This window comes from Candidatus Rhodoblastus alkanivorans, from assembly GCF_022760755.1.
GTDB classification, from domain to species: Bacteria; Pseudomonadota; Alphaproteobacteria; order Rhizobiales; family Beijerinckiaceae; genus Rhodoblastus; species Rhodoblastus alkanivorans.
On the sequence record NZ_JAIVFP010000001.1, the window covers coordinates 17,501 to 33,940 of the forward strand.

Here is a 16,440-nt window from a genome sequence, read left to right on the forward strand (position 1 = left end):
ATCCTTTCCCACTTAGCCACGAATTGGGGGCCTTAGCTGTTGGTCTGGGTTGTTTCCCTCTTCACGACGGACGTTAGCACCCGCCGTGTGTCTCCCGCGCAAGACATCCAGGTATTCGGAGTTTGATTAGGTTTGGTAAGTCTGTGGGACCCCCTAGCCCATTCAGTGCTCTACCCCCTGGAGCATAAACGCGAGGCTCTACCTAAATAGATTTCGCGGAGAACCAGCTATTTCCCGGTTTGGTTGGCCTTTCACCCCTAACCACAAGTCATCGGAGCCTTTTTCAACAGGCACCCGTTCGGTCCTCCAGTGCGTGTTACCGCACCTTCAACCTGCTCATGGCTAGATCACCGGGTTTCGGGTCTATTGCTACGAACTGAACGCCCTATTCAGACTCGCTTTCGCTGCGCCTACACCTATCGGCTTAAGCTTGCTCGCAACAATAAGTCGCTGACCCATTATACAAAAGGTACGCAGTCACCCTTGCGGGCTCCTACTGTTTGTAGGCATCCGGTTTCAGGAACTGTTTCACTCCCCTCGTCGGGGTGCTTTTCACCTTTCCCTCACGGTACTTGTTCGCTATCGGTCGCTGAGGAGTACTTAGGCTTGGAGAGTGGTCTCCCCATGTTCAGACAGGATTGCACGTGTCCCGCCCTACTCAAGATCAAAAATCCTCTAAATCCGTACGGGGCTTTCACCCACTAAGGCCAACTTTTCCAAGTCGTTCCGGTTCGAAGATTTAAGATACTGGCCTGGTCCGCGTTCGCTCGCCACTACTAACGGAGTCTCGTTGATGTCCTTTCCTCCGGGTACTTAGATGTTTCAGTTCCCCGGGTTAGCTTTAAACCCCTATGTATTCAGAGTTTAATACCTCCATTTGATCTCTATTATTCCAAAGGGACGCTCTCGCGTCGTATCGGCGTCAGGCTGTGCGCCCAAAACCAAACCTTCAGAATAATAGAGATCGAAGGTGGGTTCCCCCATTCGGAAATCCTCGGATCAAAGCTCGTTCGCAGCTCCCCAAGGCTTATCGCAGCGTACCACGTCCTTCATCGCCTCTCAGCGCCAAGGCATCCACCGAACGCCCTTATGACACTTGATTGCTCTCATTATCGACGCCCACCATTTCCCTTTCCCTCGGCAGAGATTGGGACGGTTGCCATTCTCGCGAATGACGGGACGACGATCGAAAAGACCATTTCTTGCTTCGAACGCACCCGGGAGCGCCCAGTTGGAAAACCTTTCCAAGCCGCGCTCACTGTGACAATCGCTCCCTCCTGAACCCTTGCGGGCCAGTCGAGACCGGATGCGTTTCCTCTTCACAATGTAAGATAACCCGCCGGATCCTCTCATCAGAGAAGACCTCAGCGAAACTGTCGTTCCTTAAGGACGTTTTTCATCGGCAATCGCGCCATCTGGTGGAGCCAGACGGGATCGAACCGACGACCTCATGCTTGCAAAGCACGCGCTCTCCCAACTGAGCTATGGCCCCATCTTTCGATAGAGAAGACCCTCGCGGCAGCTCGGCGGCCCGTTCGGGCCTAGCAAACCTGCGGTTTGCATGAGCTAATGACGCAAAGAAGATCTTCGCAAAGACGTTGATCGTTGGCGAATGCGCCGCGCCCGCGAACAGTACGGCGCCTTTTAAGACGCCCGCCTGCCACGAACTACTGGCTGACGCCAGGGACCGCTTAACAAAGATGGTGGGCCTGGGAGGACTTGAACCTCCGACCTCACGCTTATCAAGCGCGCGCTCTAACCAACTGAGCTACAAGCCCGAGCTTGCCTGCCCTAACACAAAAGCCGGAAGGTTCAAACCTGCAAAGCCGAAGGCTTTGCTAGGAGCGAATGCGACGCCGAGCCCGATGCGAGGGGACAAACAAAAAAGAGCTCGTCCTTAAGGGGAAGAAAGAGAGACGAAGACGGCGGCGTCCCGCCGTGATTAGGTCCGACTAGACCTTTTGTTCCAAGAGCTTCAGTAGAGCGAGCAAGCTCACCCTGGAGAAGCATCCTTAGAAAGGAGGTGATCCAGCCGCAGGTTCCCCTACGGCTACCTTGTTACGACTTCACCCCAGTCGCTGACCCTACCGTGGTCGCCTGCCTCCTTGCGGTTAGCGAAACGCCTTCGGGTAAAGCCAACTCCCATGGTGTGACGGGCGGTGTGTACAAGGCCCGGGAACGTATTCACCGCAGCGTTCTGATCTGCGATTACTAGCGATTCCACCTTCATGCACTCGAGTTGCAGAGTACAATCCGAACTGAGACGGATTTTTGAGATTTGCTAAGGGTCGCCCCTTCGCTTCCCATTGTCACCGCCATTGTAGCACGTGTGTAGCCCAGCTTGTAAGGGCCATGAGGACTTGACGTCATCCCCACCTTCCTCGCGGCTTATCACCGGCAGTCCCCCTAGAGTGCCCAACTGAATGATGGCAACTAAGGGCGAGGGTTGCGCTCGTTGCGGGACTTAACCCAACATCTCACGACACGAGCTGACGACAGCCATGCAGCACCTGTGTTCCTGGCTCCGAAGAGAGGATACCATCTCTGGTAACCGTCCAGGACATGTCAAAAGCTGGTAAGGTTCTGCGCGTTGCTTCGAATTAAACCACATGCTCCACCGCTTGTGCGGGCCCCCGTCAATTCCTTTGAGTTTTAATCTTGCGACCGTACTCCCCAGGCGGGATGCTTAAAGCGTTAGCTGCGCCACTAAGCAGCAAGCTGCCTAACGGCTAGCATCCATCGTTTACGGCGTGGACTACCAGGGTATCTAATCCTGTTTGCTCCCCACGCTTTCGCGCCTCAGCGTCAGTATCGGGCCAGTGAGCCGCCTTCGCCACTGGTGTTCTTGCGAATATCTACGAATTTCACCTCTACACTCGCAGTTCCACTCACCTCTCCCGAACTCAAGATCTCCAGTATCAAAGGCAGTTCCGAAGTTGAGCTTCGGCATTTCACCCCTGACTTAAAGATCCGCCTACGCGCGCTTTACGCCCAGTAAATCCGAACAACGCTAGCCCCCTTCGTATTACCGCGGCTGCTGGCACGAAGTTAGCCGGGGCTTCTTCTCCCACTACCGTCATTATCGTCGTGGGTGAAAGAGCTTTACAACCCTAGGGCCGTCATCACTCACGCGGCATGGCTGGATCAGGCTTGCGCCCATTGTCCAATATTCCCCACTGCTGCCTCCCGTAGGAGTTTGGGCCGTGTCTCAGTCCCAATGTGGCTGATCATCCTCTCAGACCAGCTACCGATCGTCGCCTTGGTGAGCCATTACCTCTCCAACTAGCTAATCGGACGCGGGCCAATCCTTCGGCGATAAATCTTTCCCCCAAAGGGCTTATCCGGTATTAGCTCAAGTTTCCCTGAGTTGTTCCGAACCAAAGGGTATGTTCCCACGTGTTCCTCACCCGTCTGCCACTCCCGTATTGCTACGAGCGTTCGACTTGCATGTGTTAGGCCTGCCGCCAGCGTTCGTTCTGAGCCAGGATCAAACTCTCAAGTTCAATGAGAAGATTGTCCCGACTAGTCACTGTCATAAAACCTGCACCCGAATATCAGATCAATCCGATATCGAAGCAGTTTGTCGACGAGTCCCAAGCACACCCGACTCCCAACCTTCACAGGTCAAAAATCGCGATGAACTTAAGATTACGTGACCGTCGGTGCGTTCCTCACGCGATCCAGCTTAAAGCCAGATCCGCAGGGACATCCGCCGTCCACGTTTCTCTTTCTTCCGATTCAATTGTCAAACAGCAGGACCGACGAGATTAACGCATCCACCCTAAGGTTTCAACCTTAATCAACACAGACAACCGTCCCCCCCGGCTCCTCAGCCAGTCAACCCCTCTCAAGGTTCTGGAGACAATACGTCAGCGCCCGCCGCATCTCTACGCGGCGCCGCCGTCGATGGCCGCCTTATAGGACTACCCAAGCCCCACAGTCAACAACCTTTTTTGGGAATGCGTCCGGAAATTTTGATTTTTGTGTCAGATCAATTGATTAGCGGAACAGAGCACCCAAAGCGCCGCCGGGGGCGGCGCCGTATTTGGGCCATCATTGCGCGTTCTATCTCGAAATCATCGTTCGAGCCGCTGCAAAGCGAGACAAATCCGGCTTTTCAGTTTACCTGCAGCCACGACATCACGACACCTCCTGGAGTCCAGTTCTATCTTGCGATCCGTTGGCCTCGGCGCCGTCCGTTCCTATCGCTCCGGCAAACTAGGCGCGCCCCTCGCCCCGATCGGCGTGGAGCCGCCGATCGTCGCCCAGGGCGACCGGCTCGGGGTGGAGAGCCAGCGCCGGGTTTCGCCGCGCTGGCTTGCCGGCACGGCGCTGACCGGGCTGATCGGCGCGGGCCTGCTCGGCGGCGCGATTTATGCGGCCTTCGACCGCCAGGCCTATTTCGCCCAAGCGCCGACGCGCGCAATCCCGGCGCGGCGCGAACAGCCCGAGGATTCCGGCGTCAATCCCAAGAAGGGCGACCGGCTCCTGAAGGCGGTCGATATTGTTGCGGCCAAACAGACCTTCAAGGCGGCGATCGCGATCAAGGCCGGCGACAAGGAGGTGATGAAAACCCATACGTTCACCCGGGTCTCGACCACCCTGACCCAGGCGGAAACCGGGTTGAGCGCCGATGTGCCGGATTTCAATCCGCTCAAGCTTCTGGCCGATTCCCGCAATCCCGCGCCGGAGCCCGCGGAGCCCGCGCCGGCCGACGAAGACGCGGACGTGAGCTTCACCTCCAGCGATCTCTATCCCGTCTCGCTAGCGGCCCAGAGCGCGACGCTGTCGCTCGACGAAGTCCGCGCGCAGATCGCCGAGACGGTCAGGAACGCGCAAAGCGCGGGGGCCAAGGCGCCGTTGCCGCTGCCGCCGCAGCTCCTGTTGATGCGCACGAGCCGCGCCGGCCTTGAGACCGGCGCGAACGGCCTTGGCCTCGGCGCGAACGCCAATACCAACGCCAATTCGCCTTTTTCGTCCATCGAAGTGCGCATGGTGCCTGAAAACGTCACCCTGGCGCCGCGGACCACCGATCCGACGTCGGAGTCGGGCCGTTCGCCGCTCAACGACGATCGCCTGGTCACAGTGGCCCATGGCGACGACATCGACGACATCCTGGCCAGAGCGGGTCTCGGCAAGGACGTGATCGCCAATATCAAGACGGCCTTTCGCAGCGCGAGGCTCGACAAGCTCGTCGCCGACGGCAGGCGAATCAAATTGTCTTTCGCCGACGCCGAAAAGGGCGCCGGGCGGGTGCTCGCGCGGCTGAGCATTTATGACCAGGACAATCTGAAGGCCACGATCGCCCTTGCCGACGACGGCCATTATCAATTGCTCGCCAAAGCGCCGGTCGAGGCGAAGGCGGCCCGCCCCTCGGACGGTTCCGACGAGGAAGACGATCCGGGCGCGATGCGGCTCTATAATTCCTTTTTCGAGACCGCCCTGAAACAGGACATTCCGCACCCGATCATCGACCGGATGGTCCGCATCTTCGCCAATGACGTCGATTTCCAGCGTGCGGTTTCGCCCGGCGATTCAATCGAAGCCTTCTATGACGATGGCGACGAGGCCAACGGCTCCCATGCCGAACTGCTATTCGCCTCGATCACCTCCCGCGGCGAGACGTATAAATATTACCGTTTCGAATCGCCCGAGGATCATAGCGTGGACTTCTACGATCCTCTCGGCCGCTCCACCCGCAAATTCCTGTTGCGCAAGCCAATGGCCACCGGCGAATTCACCTCCGGCTTCGGCATGCGCTACCATCCCATTCTTCATTACACGCGGCCGCACAATGGCGTGGACTGGGCGGCGCCGATCGGCACGCCGGTTTTCGCGACCGGCAGCGGCGCCATCGAGAAGGCGGGCTGGGACGCGGGCTATGGCCGTCGCGTCGAAATCGCCCATGGCAACGGCTATGTCACGACCTACAATCACATGTCGCGCTTCGGCCGCGGCATCGTCGCGGGCGTACACGTCAACCAGGGCCAGATCGTCGGCTATCTCGGCGCGAGCGGTCTGGCGACCGGCCCGCATCTCCATTACGAAGTGATCGTCAACGGCCATTACGTCGATCCGATGAGGGTGAAACTGGCGCGCACCCGGCAGGTCGACAGCCAGGACATCGCCGAATTCAAGCACGAGCGCGACCGGATCGACAATTTGATGGCGAAGGCGCCGACGGCCACGCGCGTCGCGGGGCAGTGAAGCGGCTCCCCCTCAGGACGGCGCGCCGTCCTGCTTACGCGCGGCGTTGCGCGGCGGCCCCAATCCGAACGGGCGCGGCGTGAGCGCGGGCGCCAGCGCCGGCGCGAATTGCGACAGGGTCCGGCGCGACCGCCTGACGCCAACCAGACGATAGAGCTGTTTCGTCGCCTCGACCACGATGACGCCGGCCCCCGGCAGCGACAATCTTCCGCTGACGCGCTCGATCGCCGGCGCGAACCTGAGCCAGCTGGCGCGCTGCAGAGGCGGCGTATAAAGCGCCTCGCTCCAATAAATCGGCGAAAACAGGCTCTCACGCATCAAATCGAGCAATTGTCCGCGCGAATAGGGCCGGCCGTGGCCGAAAGGCGTGGTGTCGAGCCGCGCCCACAGGCCGGACCGGTTCGGCGCGACGACGATCAGCCTTCCGCCCGGCGTCAGCACGCGCCAGACCTCGGAGAGCAACTCGTGCGGATGTTCGGCGTTTTCGAGAGCATGGGCCAGCAACATGCGGTCGATGCAGGAATCGGGCAACGGCAGCATCGAATCGTCGATCAAGGCGGACGAGGAGGGTCCGGAGGCGGGCCAGTTCACCACCCCCTGTTCGGCCGGCATCATCGCGAACAACCGTAGCGGATGGTCGTGGAACATTTCGAGATAGGGCGTCGCATAGCCGAGGCCGGCGATTGAAAGCCCGACGACCGAGTCCCAGCGCCGCGCGAGTATCGCGCCGACGAAACGGCGCGCCGTCTCGCCAAGCGGCGAGCCGTAGAAGCTTCGCAAATCAGTGACATCGAGCGCCATGCGTCAGGATCGGTCAAAATCGCGGCGCAGGCAAGCGGGCGATTGCCCAAAGGACCGGGCTCGAAACGGTCCAAGTCAAAGCTGACCAAGTAAAAGCCGTCAAAGTAAAAGGTTTGCGCGCGGCGGCGGCTCGGCTAACGTTCAGGCGCAGCCGCGATTCGGGACAGGAGCGCGAGATGGCGGTCGAATTTCACGAGTTCCTTTGCCTCACCGACAATTTCGGCCTTCTCGCCCATGACCAGGCCAGCGGGGCGACGGCCTGCCTGGACGCGCCGGAGGCCGAACCGATTTTCGCGGCGCTCGCCGAAAAGGGCTGGGTTCTGACCCATATCTGGCTGACCCATCACCATGACGACCACATCGGCGCCGTGGCCGAACTGAAAGCGCGCTTCCCCAAGGCGCGGGTGGTCGGGGCGCGCAAGGACGCGCATCGCCTGCCGCCGCTCGACGTCGCCGTGAGCGAGGGCGAATTCGCGCGCCTCGGCGACAACGCCGCCGTGGTGATCGAGACGCCCGGACACACCCTCGGCCATATCGCCTATTATTTCGAGGACGACGACGCTGTCGTCGTCGGCGACACTCTGTTCTCCCTCGGTTGCGGGCGGGTGATGGAGGGCACGATGCCGATGATGCACGAAACCCTGATGCGCCTCGCCGACCTGCCCGGCGAAACCCAGGTGTTTTGCGGCCATGAATATACCGAGGCCAATGCGCGATTCGCGGTGACCGTCGATCCCGGCAACGCTCTGCTCGCCGAACGGGTTCGGGAAGTGGCCGATCTGCGCGCGCGCGGCGCCTTCACCCTCCCGAGCACCATCGCGCGGGAATGCGAAACCAATCCGTTTTTGCGCGCCGCCAATCCGCAGGTGCAAAAAGCGCTGGGCCTTGAACTCGCCGATCCGGTCGAAGCTTTCACCATCATGCGCGAGCGCAAAAACCGCTTCTAGAGCATATTCCCACAAAGTTGCAGACTTTTTGGATAAGAATATGCGTTAAAATAATGAACTAGAGCATTCTTCCGATTCTGAACGAACGGAAAATGCTTGTCCTGCCGCTAAACGGGGAATTAACGCTCCCCGGATCAAATGTTGCGGGTTTGACATTCAGGTTTTTCCGGAAGCGCGCCCGTGCAACTTCGCTATTTTGCCGTTCCCCCGCGAAAATCCGCTTTGGCGGGGAAACACGCCGACGAGCCGGCGACCGAACGCCGCCAGGCTCCGGCAAGCCCGCTCGCGACGCAGCCGCAGGTCGCGGCGCAGCCGGCGATGGCGCTGGCCGCGGCCCGCGAGCCGGAGCCGCGCCGGCCGGCCGCCGCGCCGCAGAGGGAGCGCTCCGCCCCCGATCCGCGCGCCATTCTCGATTCGATCGGCCAGACCGTCTATGACTGGGATCTGGATTCCGATCGCATCCAATGGGGCCCGAATGCGGAATCGGTGTTCGGCTTCAACAATCTCGGCGCAATTTCGACCGGCCGCGCCTATGCCGAATGCCTCTCCCCGGACAGCGAAAATTCCCCCTATGAAGCGATCGCGCGTTCGAACGCGTCGGACGAGGGCATGGGCGTCGCCTTCCAGATCTGCTATGGAATCGTTCCTCCGGACCATGCGCGCCAGGCGACGATCTGGATCGAGGACACCGGACGCTGGTTCGCCGGACCCGACGGCCGGCCGGCGCATGCGCATGGCCTCATTCGAGTCATCACCGAGCGCGATCGGCTGGAGCGGCAGCTCGTCTTCAAATCCCGCTTCGATCCTTTGACCGGCGTCCTGAACCGCGCGAACCTGCTGGAACAATCGACCCATTTCTTCGCCATGGCGGCCAAGCGCAAGCAGTCCTTCGCCGCCATGCTCATCGGCGTCGACAATCTGTTCATGCTCAACCGCACCTATGGCTATGATGTCGCCGACGAGGTGATCGCGGGCCTGGCCAAAAGGCTGCGGGCGAATTGCCGGGAGCGCGACCTACTCGCCCGGTACGCCGGCAACAAATTCGGGCTGGCGCTCGAAAATTGCGACGGCCCGGAATTACGCGCGGCGGGGGAGCGCCTGATCGAGGTCGTCGCCTCTTCGCCCTTCGAAACCAGCGCCGGGCCGGTGCCGGTGTCGCTGCGCATCGGCGGCGCGGTCGCGCCCCGCAACGGCCGTTCCGCCCATGTGCTGTTCCAGCACGCGGAAGAAGCGCTCGACCTCGCGCGGCAGCCCGGCGCGGCGCGGCTCGTCGCCTACGAGCCCTCGCTTGCGCGCGAGGATTCGCGCATGCGGGCGCTGAAAATTTCGGACGAAATCGTCTCCGCGCTCCATGAGGGCCGGATCCTCATCGCCCTCCAGCCTTTGGTCCGCGCCGCGACGGGGAAGCCGGCGCTCCATGAGGCGCTGATGCGCCTGCGCCGCGCCGATGGCTCGCTGGCCGCACTGGCCTCCGTCCTGCCGACGGCGGAAAAATCGGGCCTGATCCAGATGATCGACCAGCGCGTCCTCGAACTCGCGCTGAAAAAGCTGGCGGATTATCCGGACATGCGGATCGCCGTGAATGTTTCCGGCCAGACCCTGCATGCGCCGGATTTCTTCTCGCGCCTGCGCGCCCTGCTCGACCCCGAGCCCGAGCTTGCGCGCCGCCTGACCATTGAACTGACCGAAACCTGCGCCATCGAGGATGTCGAGGCGACGATCAAGGCGGTTGCGGCCATCAAGGAGTTCGGCGCCCAGGTGGCGATGGACGATTTCGGCTCCGGCCACACATCATTCAAGAATTTGCGGCGCTTCGACTTCGATCTCGTGAAGATCGACGGCGCCTTCGTCCAGAACATGTCGCGCTCGGAGGACGACCGCTTCTTCGTGCGCACGCTCATCGACCTTGCCCGCCATGTCGGCATTCCGGTGGTAGCCGAATGGGTCGAGGACCAGGACACCGCCGACATGCTGCGCGACTGGGGCGTCGATTATCTCCAGGGCGACTTTTTCGCCGCCGCGACGGTGACGGGCGATCCGCACCCCGCCGCCTAAGCGGGATTTCCGAGAAGCGGGCGCCGGTCTTTTCGTAAAAACACCACCAAATTAGCGCATATTCCCAAAAAGTTGCAGACTTTTTGGACAAGAATATGCGTTAAAACAATGAACTAGAGCACTCTTCCGATTCGGAACGAACGGAGAATGCTCTAAAGGGGTCTGGAACCGATCGCGATTCGGCCGAATCCCAATCGGCGCCGGAGCGAACAAAAAGACTTCACCGGCGCCGCAGCGCCTCGACCGCGCGGGCGACAAAGGCGAGGGCTTCGGCCGCCGAACCAAAGCTCGACTCCTCGACGCCGTCCGGCTCGTAAGTCGCGAGAATGGCGTAGGCGCGGCAGGCGCCGTCAGCGGTCTCTTCGCGGACGAGAAAGCTCGTCCCCCCGCCGCAGCCGCGCGAGTAGGCGACAAAGCGGAAATCGCCTCCCGCCGCCGCGCCACGCGACAGACGCGCGCGCTCCATGCCGCGCAGGACCCGATAGAGCCGGACCTGCTCGGTCTCTTTTTCCCGCCAGAACATGATGTCGGCCGCCCCCGGTCAGTCTTTCTTGACCAGGCCGTCGATGCGCTTCTGCATTTCGGCAAGCTGCGCCCGCATCTCCTCGAGTTCGCTCGACGACTTGGCGGGGGCCTGCGCCGACTTGCCGCCTTCCGCGACCGCCGCGCCGAAGGGCGAGAACATGTCGAGCGCCTCATGGAACATCGCCATGTTCTTACGGGCCTGTTCCTCCATCGTCTGGAACATCTGGCGCGACGGGCCGGCGAGCGGATTGGCGCTCATCGCCGCATCGAACTGCTCACGGAATTTCTGACTGTCCTTGGTCAGGCGCTCGATCGAAAACTCCAGATAGCTCGGCACGAACATCTGCATGCTGTCGCCATAGAAGCGGATCAGTTGGCGCAGGAAGCGGATGGGCAGAAGATTCTGCCCGGTTTTGCCTTCCTGCTCGAAGATGATCTGGGCGAGCACGGATCGAGTGATCTCGTCGCCGCTTTTCGCGTCGTAAACCACGAAGTCCTCGCCGTGTTTCACCATTTCGGCAAGGTCTTCCAAGGTCACATAGGCGCTGGCGCCGGTATTGTAGAGACGCCGGTTCGCATATTTCTTGATCGTGACGGGTTTTTTTTCGTTCGTCATTTTCATTCCCATGACCGGCGGCCCTGACGCGGCCGCGCCGCCGATCCGCCCTCCCTTCGAGTCGCGGGTCCTCGGCCCGCGCCCCAATAGTCACGACGATAGCCCCGGCGACATTAAAGACAAAGCAACTTCTTCATCACCGCGTCATTCCCGGCGATCTACAACCAAAAGATCATGGCCGGGCGCGCCTGGCGCCTTGACCGCGCCCGCGCCGAAATGGTCAAACTAGCCGCCAAGTCGCCAGCCCCGCCACGGGCGGAGGGCGACGTTCCGGAGGATTTTGCATGTCGACCGATGTCGTGATCGTTTCTGCCGCGCGCACCGCGGTTGGCTCCTTCAGCGGGGCTTTCGCCAATGTCCCGGCCCATGAACTGGGCGCCGCCGCGATCAAGGCCGCGCTCGAGCGCGGTTCCGTTCCCGCCGCCGATGTGGACGAAGTCATTCTCGGCCAGGTCCTTGCTGCCGGCATGGGCCAGAACCCCGCCCGTCAGGCCGCCCGCGCGGCCGGAATTCCAGACGAAAAGACCGCTTTCGGCATGAACCAGCTCTGCGGCTCGGGCCTGCGCACCGTCGCCCTCGGCCTGCAGCAGATCGCCAATGGCGACGCCAACATCATCGTCGCGGGCGGCATGGAAAGCATGTCGCAAGCGCAGCACGCCGCCTATCTGCGTTCCGGCGTCAAGATGGGCGAACTGAAGCTCATCGACACGATGCTCAAGGACGGCCTGACCGACGCTTTCCACGGCTATCACATGGGCACGACGGCCGAGAACATCGCCACCAAATACCAGATCACCCGCGAGGAGCAGGACAAGTTCGCCACCGCCTCGCAGAACAAGGCGGAAGCCGCCAAGAAGTCGGGCCGGTTCAAGGACGAGATCGTTCCCTACACCATCTCGACCAGGAAGGGCGACATTGTCGTCGACACCGACGAATTCATCCGCGACGGCGTGACCTATGAAGCGCTCGCCAAAATCCGCCCAGCCTTCAGCAAGGACGGCACCGTGACCGCCGGCAACGCCTCGGGCATCAACGACGGCGCCGCCGCGATGGTCCTGATGACCGCCGCCGAAGCCGCCAAGCGCGGCCTGACCCCGATCGCCCGCATCGCCTCCTGGGCCACCGCCGGCGTCGATCCGGCGATCATGGGCACCGGGCCGATTCCGGCCTCGCGCAAGGCTTTGGCCAAGGCCGGCTGGAACATCCAGGACCTCGACCTGATCGAAGCCAACGAGGCTTTCGCCGCCCAGGCGATCTCGGTCAACAAGGAGCTGGGCTGGGACACCTCGAAGGTGAACGTCAACGGCGGCGCCATCGCCATCGGCCACCCGATCGGGGCCTCGGGCGCGCGCGTCCTCGTGACTTTGCTGCACGAAATGCTCAAGCGCGACGCCAAGAAGGGCCTCGCCACTCTGTGCATCGGCGGCGGCATGGGCGTCGCTCTCACCGTCGAGCGCTAATTCCGTCCATCCATTGGCGCCGGCCGCGCGCGGCCGGCGTTTTTTCATCTCAACCTAATGAATAATAGGGGGAAACATGTCTCGAGTCGCTATTGTCACCGGCGGCACACGCGGCATCGGCGCGGCCATTTCCAAGGCGCTGAAGGCGGCGGGCTACAAGGTCGCGGCGAGCTACGCCGGCAATGACGAAGCCGCCACGGCGTTCAACGCCGAAACCGGCATCCACGTCTATAAATGGGATGTCTCCGATTACGACGCCTGCGCCGCCGGCATCGCCAAGGTGGAGGCGGACCTCGGCCCGGTCGACGTCCTCGTCAACAACGCCGGCATCACCAAGGATGGCATGTTCCACAAGATGACCAAGGACCAATGGTACGCGGTCATCAACACCAATCTCAACTCCTTGTTCAACATGACCCGACCGGTGTGGGAAGGCATGCGCGCGCGCAAATTCGGCCGCATCGTCTGCATCTCCTCGATCAATGGCCAGAAGGGCCAGATGGGCCAGGTGAACTATTCCGCCGCCAAGGCCGGCGACATCGGCTTCGTCAAGGCCCTGGCCCAGGAAGGCGCGCGCGCCGGCATCACCGTCAACGCCATCTGTCCCGGCTATATCGCGACCGAAATGGTCAAGGCGATCGATCCGGCGGTGGTCGAAAAGTCGATTCTGCCGTATATCCCGGTCGGCCGCCTCGGCGAACCGGAGGAAATCGCCCGCGCGGTTGTGTTCCTCGTCGCCGATGACGCCGGCTTCGTCACCGGATCGACCCTTTCCGCCAATGGCGGCCAATATATGATCTGATCGGCGGCGCGGCGCCGGCCTGTCCGGCGCCGTCGCGGATACAACCTGTCGGGCGATTTCGCCGCGAGGCGGACTCGGCTAGACTCTCGCGACGGTCGGAACGTCTCCGGCCGTCTTTTTGTGCGGGCTTTCAAGGATGAGCTTTCGGATCTGGGCGGTCCGCGCCGGTGGCGACAGCGAAGCCGACCCTCTGTTCATCGAGAACGGTCAGATCGCTGTCAGTTTCCGCGACGCCAACGAGGACTTGAGCGCCCTGCCCGCCCAACGCGCCGCCTTCAAGGACGTTTTTGCGCGGGCCGAAGGCGAAGCCAAGCCGGGCGCCATCCCGGTCCAGGCCGGCCAACTCTTCCGCTTCGTCCATGAAATGAAGGTCGGCGACCGCGTGATCTACCCGCGCAAGATCGACCGGACATTGATGTGGGGCGAAATCTCGACGCCTTACATGTATGATCGGTCGGGAAATCCGGACTTTCCGCATCGGCGCGGGGTGCGCTGGTTGGCCTCGCTCAGCCGCGACGTCTTTTCCCAAGGCGCGCTTTACGAATTGGGCTCGGTCCTGACCCTGTTCGAAGTCCGCAACTTCGCCAGCGAATTCACCCGCCGCTTCGAGCCTCCGTCCGGCGCCGGCCCGGCCAGTTCCGCCAGCCTCACCGAAGACGAGACCCAGATCCGGGTGGCGCGCGACATCGCCGAAACCACCAAGGACTTCATCTCCAAGAAGATCAAGACCGACCTCAAAGGCTTCCCGCTTGAGCCTTTCGTGGCCGACCTGTTTCGCGCCATGGGTTATAACGCCCACGCCACCCGCGCCGTGCGCGACGAGGGAATCGATGTCGTCGCCCATCGCGACGAATTGGGGATCGAGCCGCCGATCCTGAAAATCCAGGTCAAGGCCCATGACGGCAATATCGGCCCCGATCTGGTCAAGGCCTTCTACGCCATGATCCATGACCGCGATGTCGGCATTTTCATCGCCACCGGCGGCTATACCGCCGCCGCCCAGGATTTCGCGCGGACCAAGGGCAATCTGAAACTGGTGGACGGCGTGGAATTCGTGAGCCTGATCGAGAAATATTACGACGGGCTCGACCTGAAATCCCGTAAACAGATCCCGCTGCGCCGAATGCTCGTTCCCGACGTCCTGCCCGACGAATGACCTTCTCGCAAGCGGCCGGCGCGCCAGAGCGAACGCACGCAAAAAAGGCCGGCGCAAAGCCGGCCCAAAATCCGAGCTCAAAGCTGAGAGCTCAGTCTTCGTTCGACTTGACCGTCAGGATCTGACGGCCCTTGTACATGCCGGTCTTCAGATCGATGTGGTGGGGACGGCGCAGTTCGCCCGAGTCCTTGTCCTCGACATAGGTCGGGGCGGCGAGCGCATCGGCCGAGCGGCGGAAGCCGCGCTTCATCGGCGAGGTTTTTCTTTTCGGAACAGCCATTTCGAAACTCCGGTCCGGCCGCGGCGCCGGCCGGAGACGGCGGCAAAGGCGCGCGGGGAAATTCAAGAGCGGGTCTCATACAGGCAAAAAGCCGAAAAGGCTAGCCCCGCCGGAAAAAACTCGAGGCCGCCTCATGCGAAAAGATCAAGCTCGAAGGCGCTCGCGACATGGCGGGGCAAGCCGCCGGGCGTGACCAGAAGCGCGTCGCCCCGGAAGGCGCAACCCGTCGCGGAAGGATTGGCTGCGAGCCAGAAGCGGGCGGCGCGGGAAATACGCGCGATCTTGCGGGCGTCGATCGCGACCTGCGCCGCCTCGACGGACGGCCGCGCCTTGACCTCGACAAAGACGACGAGCAGGCCGCGCCGGGCGACAATGTCGATCTCGCCGCCCGCGGCCGAATAATTGCGCGCCAGGATGCGAAACCCATTCAGACGAAGCCAGAAGGCGGCCAGAACCTCGGCGCGCAGCCCGAAACGGCGCGCGCCCTTGCGCCTGTTCATTCGCCCTTCGCCCCTCCGGACAGTTCGAGCGCCCGGGCATAGACTTTGCGGCGCGGCTGGCCGGTTTCGGCGGCGACGACGCTCGCGGCGTCCTTGAGCGAGAATTTTTCCAGCGCCGCCTTGATCCTGTCGTCGAGCGCAGCGCCGGCGATCAGGGCAGCGCCCTCTCCCGGCGGCGCCACCAGCAGCACGATCTCGCCCTTGGGCGCCCCCTCGTTCGCGTATTGCGCGGCCAAAGCGTCGAGCGCGCCACGTCGCACCGATTCGAAATGTTTTGTCAGTTCGCGGGCGACCGCCGCCTCGCGCGGCCCGAGCACGGCCGCAAGATCCGTCAGAGTCTCGGCGAGGCGCCGCGGCGACTCGAAAAAGACCAGAGTGCCCGGAATTGCGGCCAGTTCAGCAATTCGCGCCCGGCGGGCGCCGCTTTTGGCGGGCAGAAAACCCTCGAAAAAGAAGCGGTCGGTCGGCAGCCCGCCGACGACGAGGGCGGCGAGCACCGCCGAGGGACCCGGCGCCGAGGTCACGGGAACGCCTGCCGCGAGCGCTTCGCCGACCAATTTGAAGCCGGGATCGGACACCAGCGGCGTCCCCGCGTCGGAGATCAAGGCCAGCCTTTCGCCCTTTTTCAGCCGCGCGAGCAGGATCGGGCGCATCGTTTCGGCATTGTGTTCATGATAGGCGACCAGCGGCGTCGCAATGCCGTAATGGGCCAGCAGGGCGCGGCTGACGCGGGTGTCCTCGGCGATCACCGCATCGGCGGCGGCAAGCGTCGCCAAAGCGCGCAAGGTGATGTCGCGCAGATTGCCGATCGGCGTCGCCACCACATGGAGGCCCGGCGCGATCGGCTCGGCCTCGGCGCGCAGGCCGAAGGCGACGAATGAGGCCGGCGAGGGCGGAGAAGAAGACGCCGAATGCGTCATCATCCACTTTCGTTCGATAAAAACGACAATCGTTCTCTTTATAGAACCGGATATAGGCAAAGCCGGATGCGGACGCAAGCCCGGAACCGGCGCGCGAAGACTTCGATGACGCCTCGGTCGATGTTGCCAGGGACGCCGCCTTTGCCTTAAGACAATTGTTCCGGCATTGCC

12 protein-coding genes, 2 tRNA genes and 2 rRNA genes (1 of these 16 running past the window's edge) are annotated in these 16,440 nt (G+C 62.2%); 6 read left to right on the top strand and 10 right to left on the bottom strand.

What is annotated here, in order from left to right; all coding sequences use genetic code 11:
* The 4 genes from K2U94_RS00085 to K2U94_RS00100 form a co-directional block, all read right to left on the bottom strand.
* Positions 1 to 1,102 (bottom strand): 23S ribosomal RNA (locus tag K2U94_RS00085) (it extends 1,727 nt beyond the left edge of the window).
* A 314-nt stretch (positions 1,103 to 1,416) separates the two neighbouring features.
* Positions 1,417 to 1,492, bottom strand: a tRNA-Ala gene (locus K2U94_RS00090).
* 209 nt (positions 1,493 to 1,701) lie between these two features.
* Positions 1,702 to 1,778 (bottom strand) — tRNA-Ile (locus tag K2U94_RS00095).
* Between the two features lie 238 nt (positions 1,779 to 2,016).
* Positions 2,017 to 3,503: ribosomal RNA gene (locus tag K2U94_RS00100) — 16S ribosomal RNA — on the bottom strand.
* Together the 16S and 23S rRNA genes with 2 tRNA genes alongside form the textbook arrangement of a ribosomal RNA operon.
* 667 nt (positions 3,504 to 4,170) lie before the next feature.
* Here K2U94_RS00100 and K2U94_RS00105 point away from each other — a divergent pair.
* Positions 4,171 to 6,207, top strand: coding sequence for a M23 family metallopeptidase (locus K2U94_RS00105; protein ID WP_243065269.1), 2,037 nt, complete (start codon positions 4,171 to 4,173; stop codon positions 6,205 to 6,207).
* Between the two features lie 12 nt (positions 6,208 to 6,219).
* Here the strand turns inward: K2U94_RS00105 and K2U94_RS00110 are convergent, their stop codons facing one another.
* Positions 6,220 to 7,008, bottom strand: a complete 789-nt coding sequence (locus tag K2U94_RS00110; RefSeq protein WP_243065270.1) for a class I SAM-dependent methyltransferase — start codon at positions 7,006 to 7,008, stop codon at positions 6,220 to 6,222.
* Positions 7,009 to 7,184: 176 nt separating this feature from the next.
* Between K2U94_RS00110 and gloB the strand changes: the two genes are divergently transcribed.
* Together gloB and K2U94_RS00120 are read left to right on the top strand one after the other, a co-directional pair.
* Complete coding sequence (gene gloB, locus K2U94_RS00115; protein WP_243065271.1) at positions 7,185 to 7,955, top strand: hydroxyacylglutathione hydrolase; 771 nt, start codon at positions 7,185 to 7,187, stop codon at positions 7,953 to 7,955.
* Between the two features lie 180 nt (positions 7,956 to 8,135).
* Positions 8,136 to 10,010 carry a putative bifunctional diguanylate cyclase/phosphodiesterase gene (locus K2U94_RS00120; RefSeq protein ID WP_243065272.1) on the top strand — a complete coding sequence of 625 codons (1,875 nt, stop codon included), beginning with the start codon at positions 8,136 to 8,138 and terminating at the stop codon, positions 10,008 to 10,010.
* 220 nt (positions 10,011 to 10,230) lie between these two features.
* Here K2U94_RS00120 and K2U94_RS00125 read toward each other — a convergent pair whose 3' ends face one another.
* On the bottom strand, positions 10,231 to 10,533 hold the full coding sequence (locus K2U94_RS00125; protein WP_243065273.1) for a hypothetical protein: 303 nt from the start codon (positions 10,531 to 10,533) through the stop codon (positions 10,231 to 10,233).
* A gap of 18 nt (positions 10,534 to 10,551) precedes the next feature.
* Positions 10,552 to 11,151: a polyhydroxyalkanoate synthesis repressor PhaR gene (gene phaR / locus K2U94_RS00130; protein WP_243065274.1), complete on the bottom strand. Its 600-nt coding sequence runs from the start codon at positions 11,149 to 11,151 to the stop codon at positions 10,552 to 10,554.
* 284 nt (positions 11,152 to 11,435) lie between these two features.
* On the opposite strand from phaR, the gene K2U94_RS00135 reads away from it, so the two are divergent.
* The 3 genes from K2U94_RS00135 (at position 11,436) to K2U94_RS00145 (ending at position 14,569) form a co-directional block, all read left to right on the top strand.
* Positions 11,436 to 12,611, top strand: a complete 1,176-nt coding sequence (locus K2U94_RS00135) for an acetyl-CoA C-acetyltransferase (protein WP_243065275.1) — start codon at positions 11,436 to 11,438, stop codon at positions 12,609 to 12,611.
* Positions 12,612 to 12,687: 76 nt separating this feature from the next.
* Entirely contained in the window at positions 12,688 to 13,413 is a 726-nt protein-coding gene (phbB, locus tag K2U94_RS00140) for an acetoacetyl-CoA reductase (RefSeq protein WP_243065276.1), read from the top strand.
* Positions 13,414 to 13,549: 136 nt separating this feature from the next.
* Entirely contained in the window at positions 13,550 to 14,569 is a 1,020-nt protein-coding gene (locus tag K2U94_RS00145) for a restriction endonuclease (protein ID WP_243065277.1), read from the top strand.
* 91 nt (positions 14,570 to 14,660) lie between these two features.
* On the opposite strand, the gene rpmF is transcribed toward K2U94_RS00145, so the two are convergent.
* The 3 genes from rpmF to rsmI all read right to left on the bottom strand — a co-directional run bounded on the left by rpmF (position 14,661) and on the right by rsmI (position 16,272).
* A complete protein-coding gene (gene rpmF / locus K2U94_RS00150; RefSeq protein ID WP_243065278.1) occupies positions 14,661 to 14,849 on the bottom strand; it encodes a 50S ribosomal protein L32 in 189 nt (62 codons plus the stop codon).
* Between the two features lie 131 nt (positions 14,850 to 14,980).
* Positions 14,981 to 15,349: a YraN family protein gene (locus K2U94_RS00155; RefSeq protein WP_243065279.1), complete on the bottom strand. Its 369-nt coding sequence runs from the start codon at positions 15,347 to 15,349 to the stop codon at positions 14,981 to 14,983.
* Positions 15,346 to 16,272: a 16S rRNA (cytidine(1402)-2'-O)-methyltransferase gene (gene rsmI, locus K2U94_RS00160; protein ID WP_243065280.1), complete on the bottom strand. Its 927-nt coding sequence runs from the start codon at positions 16,270 to 16,272 to the stop codon at positions 15,346 to 15,348. Before rsmI ends, K2U94_RS00155 begins: the two co-directional genes overlap by 4 nt.
* Positions 16,273 to 16,440 lie beyond the last annotated feature (168 nt).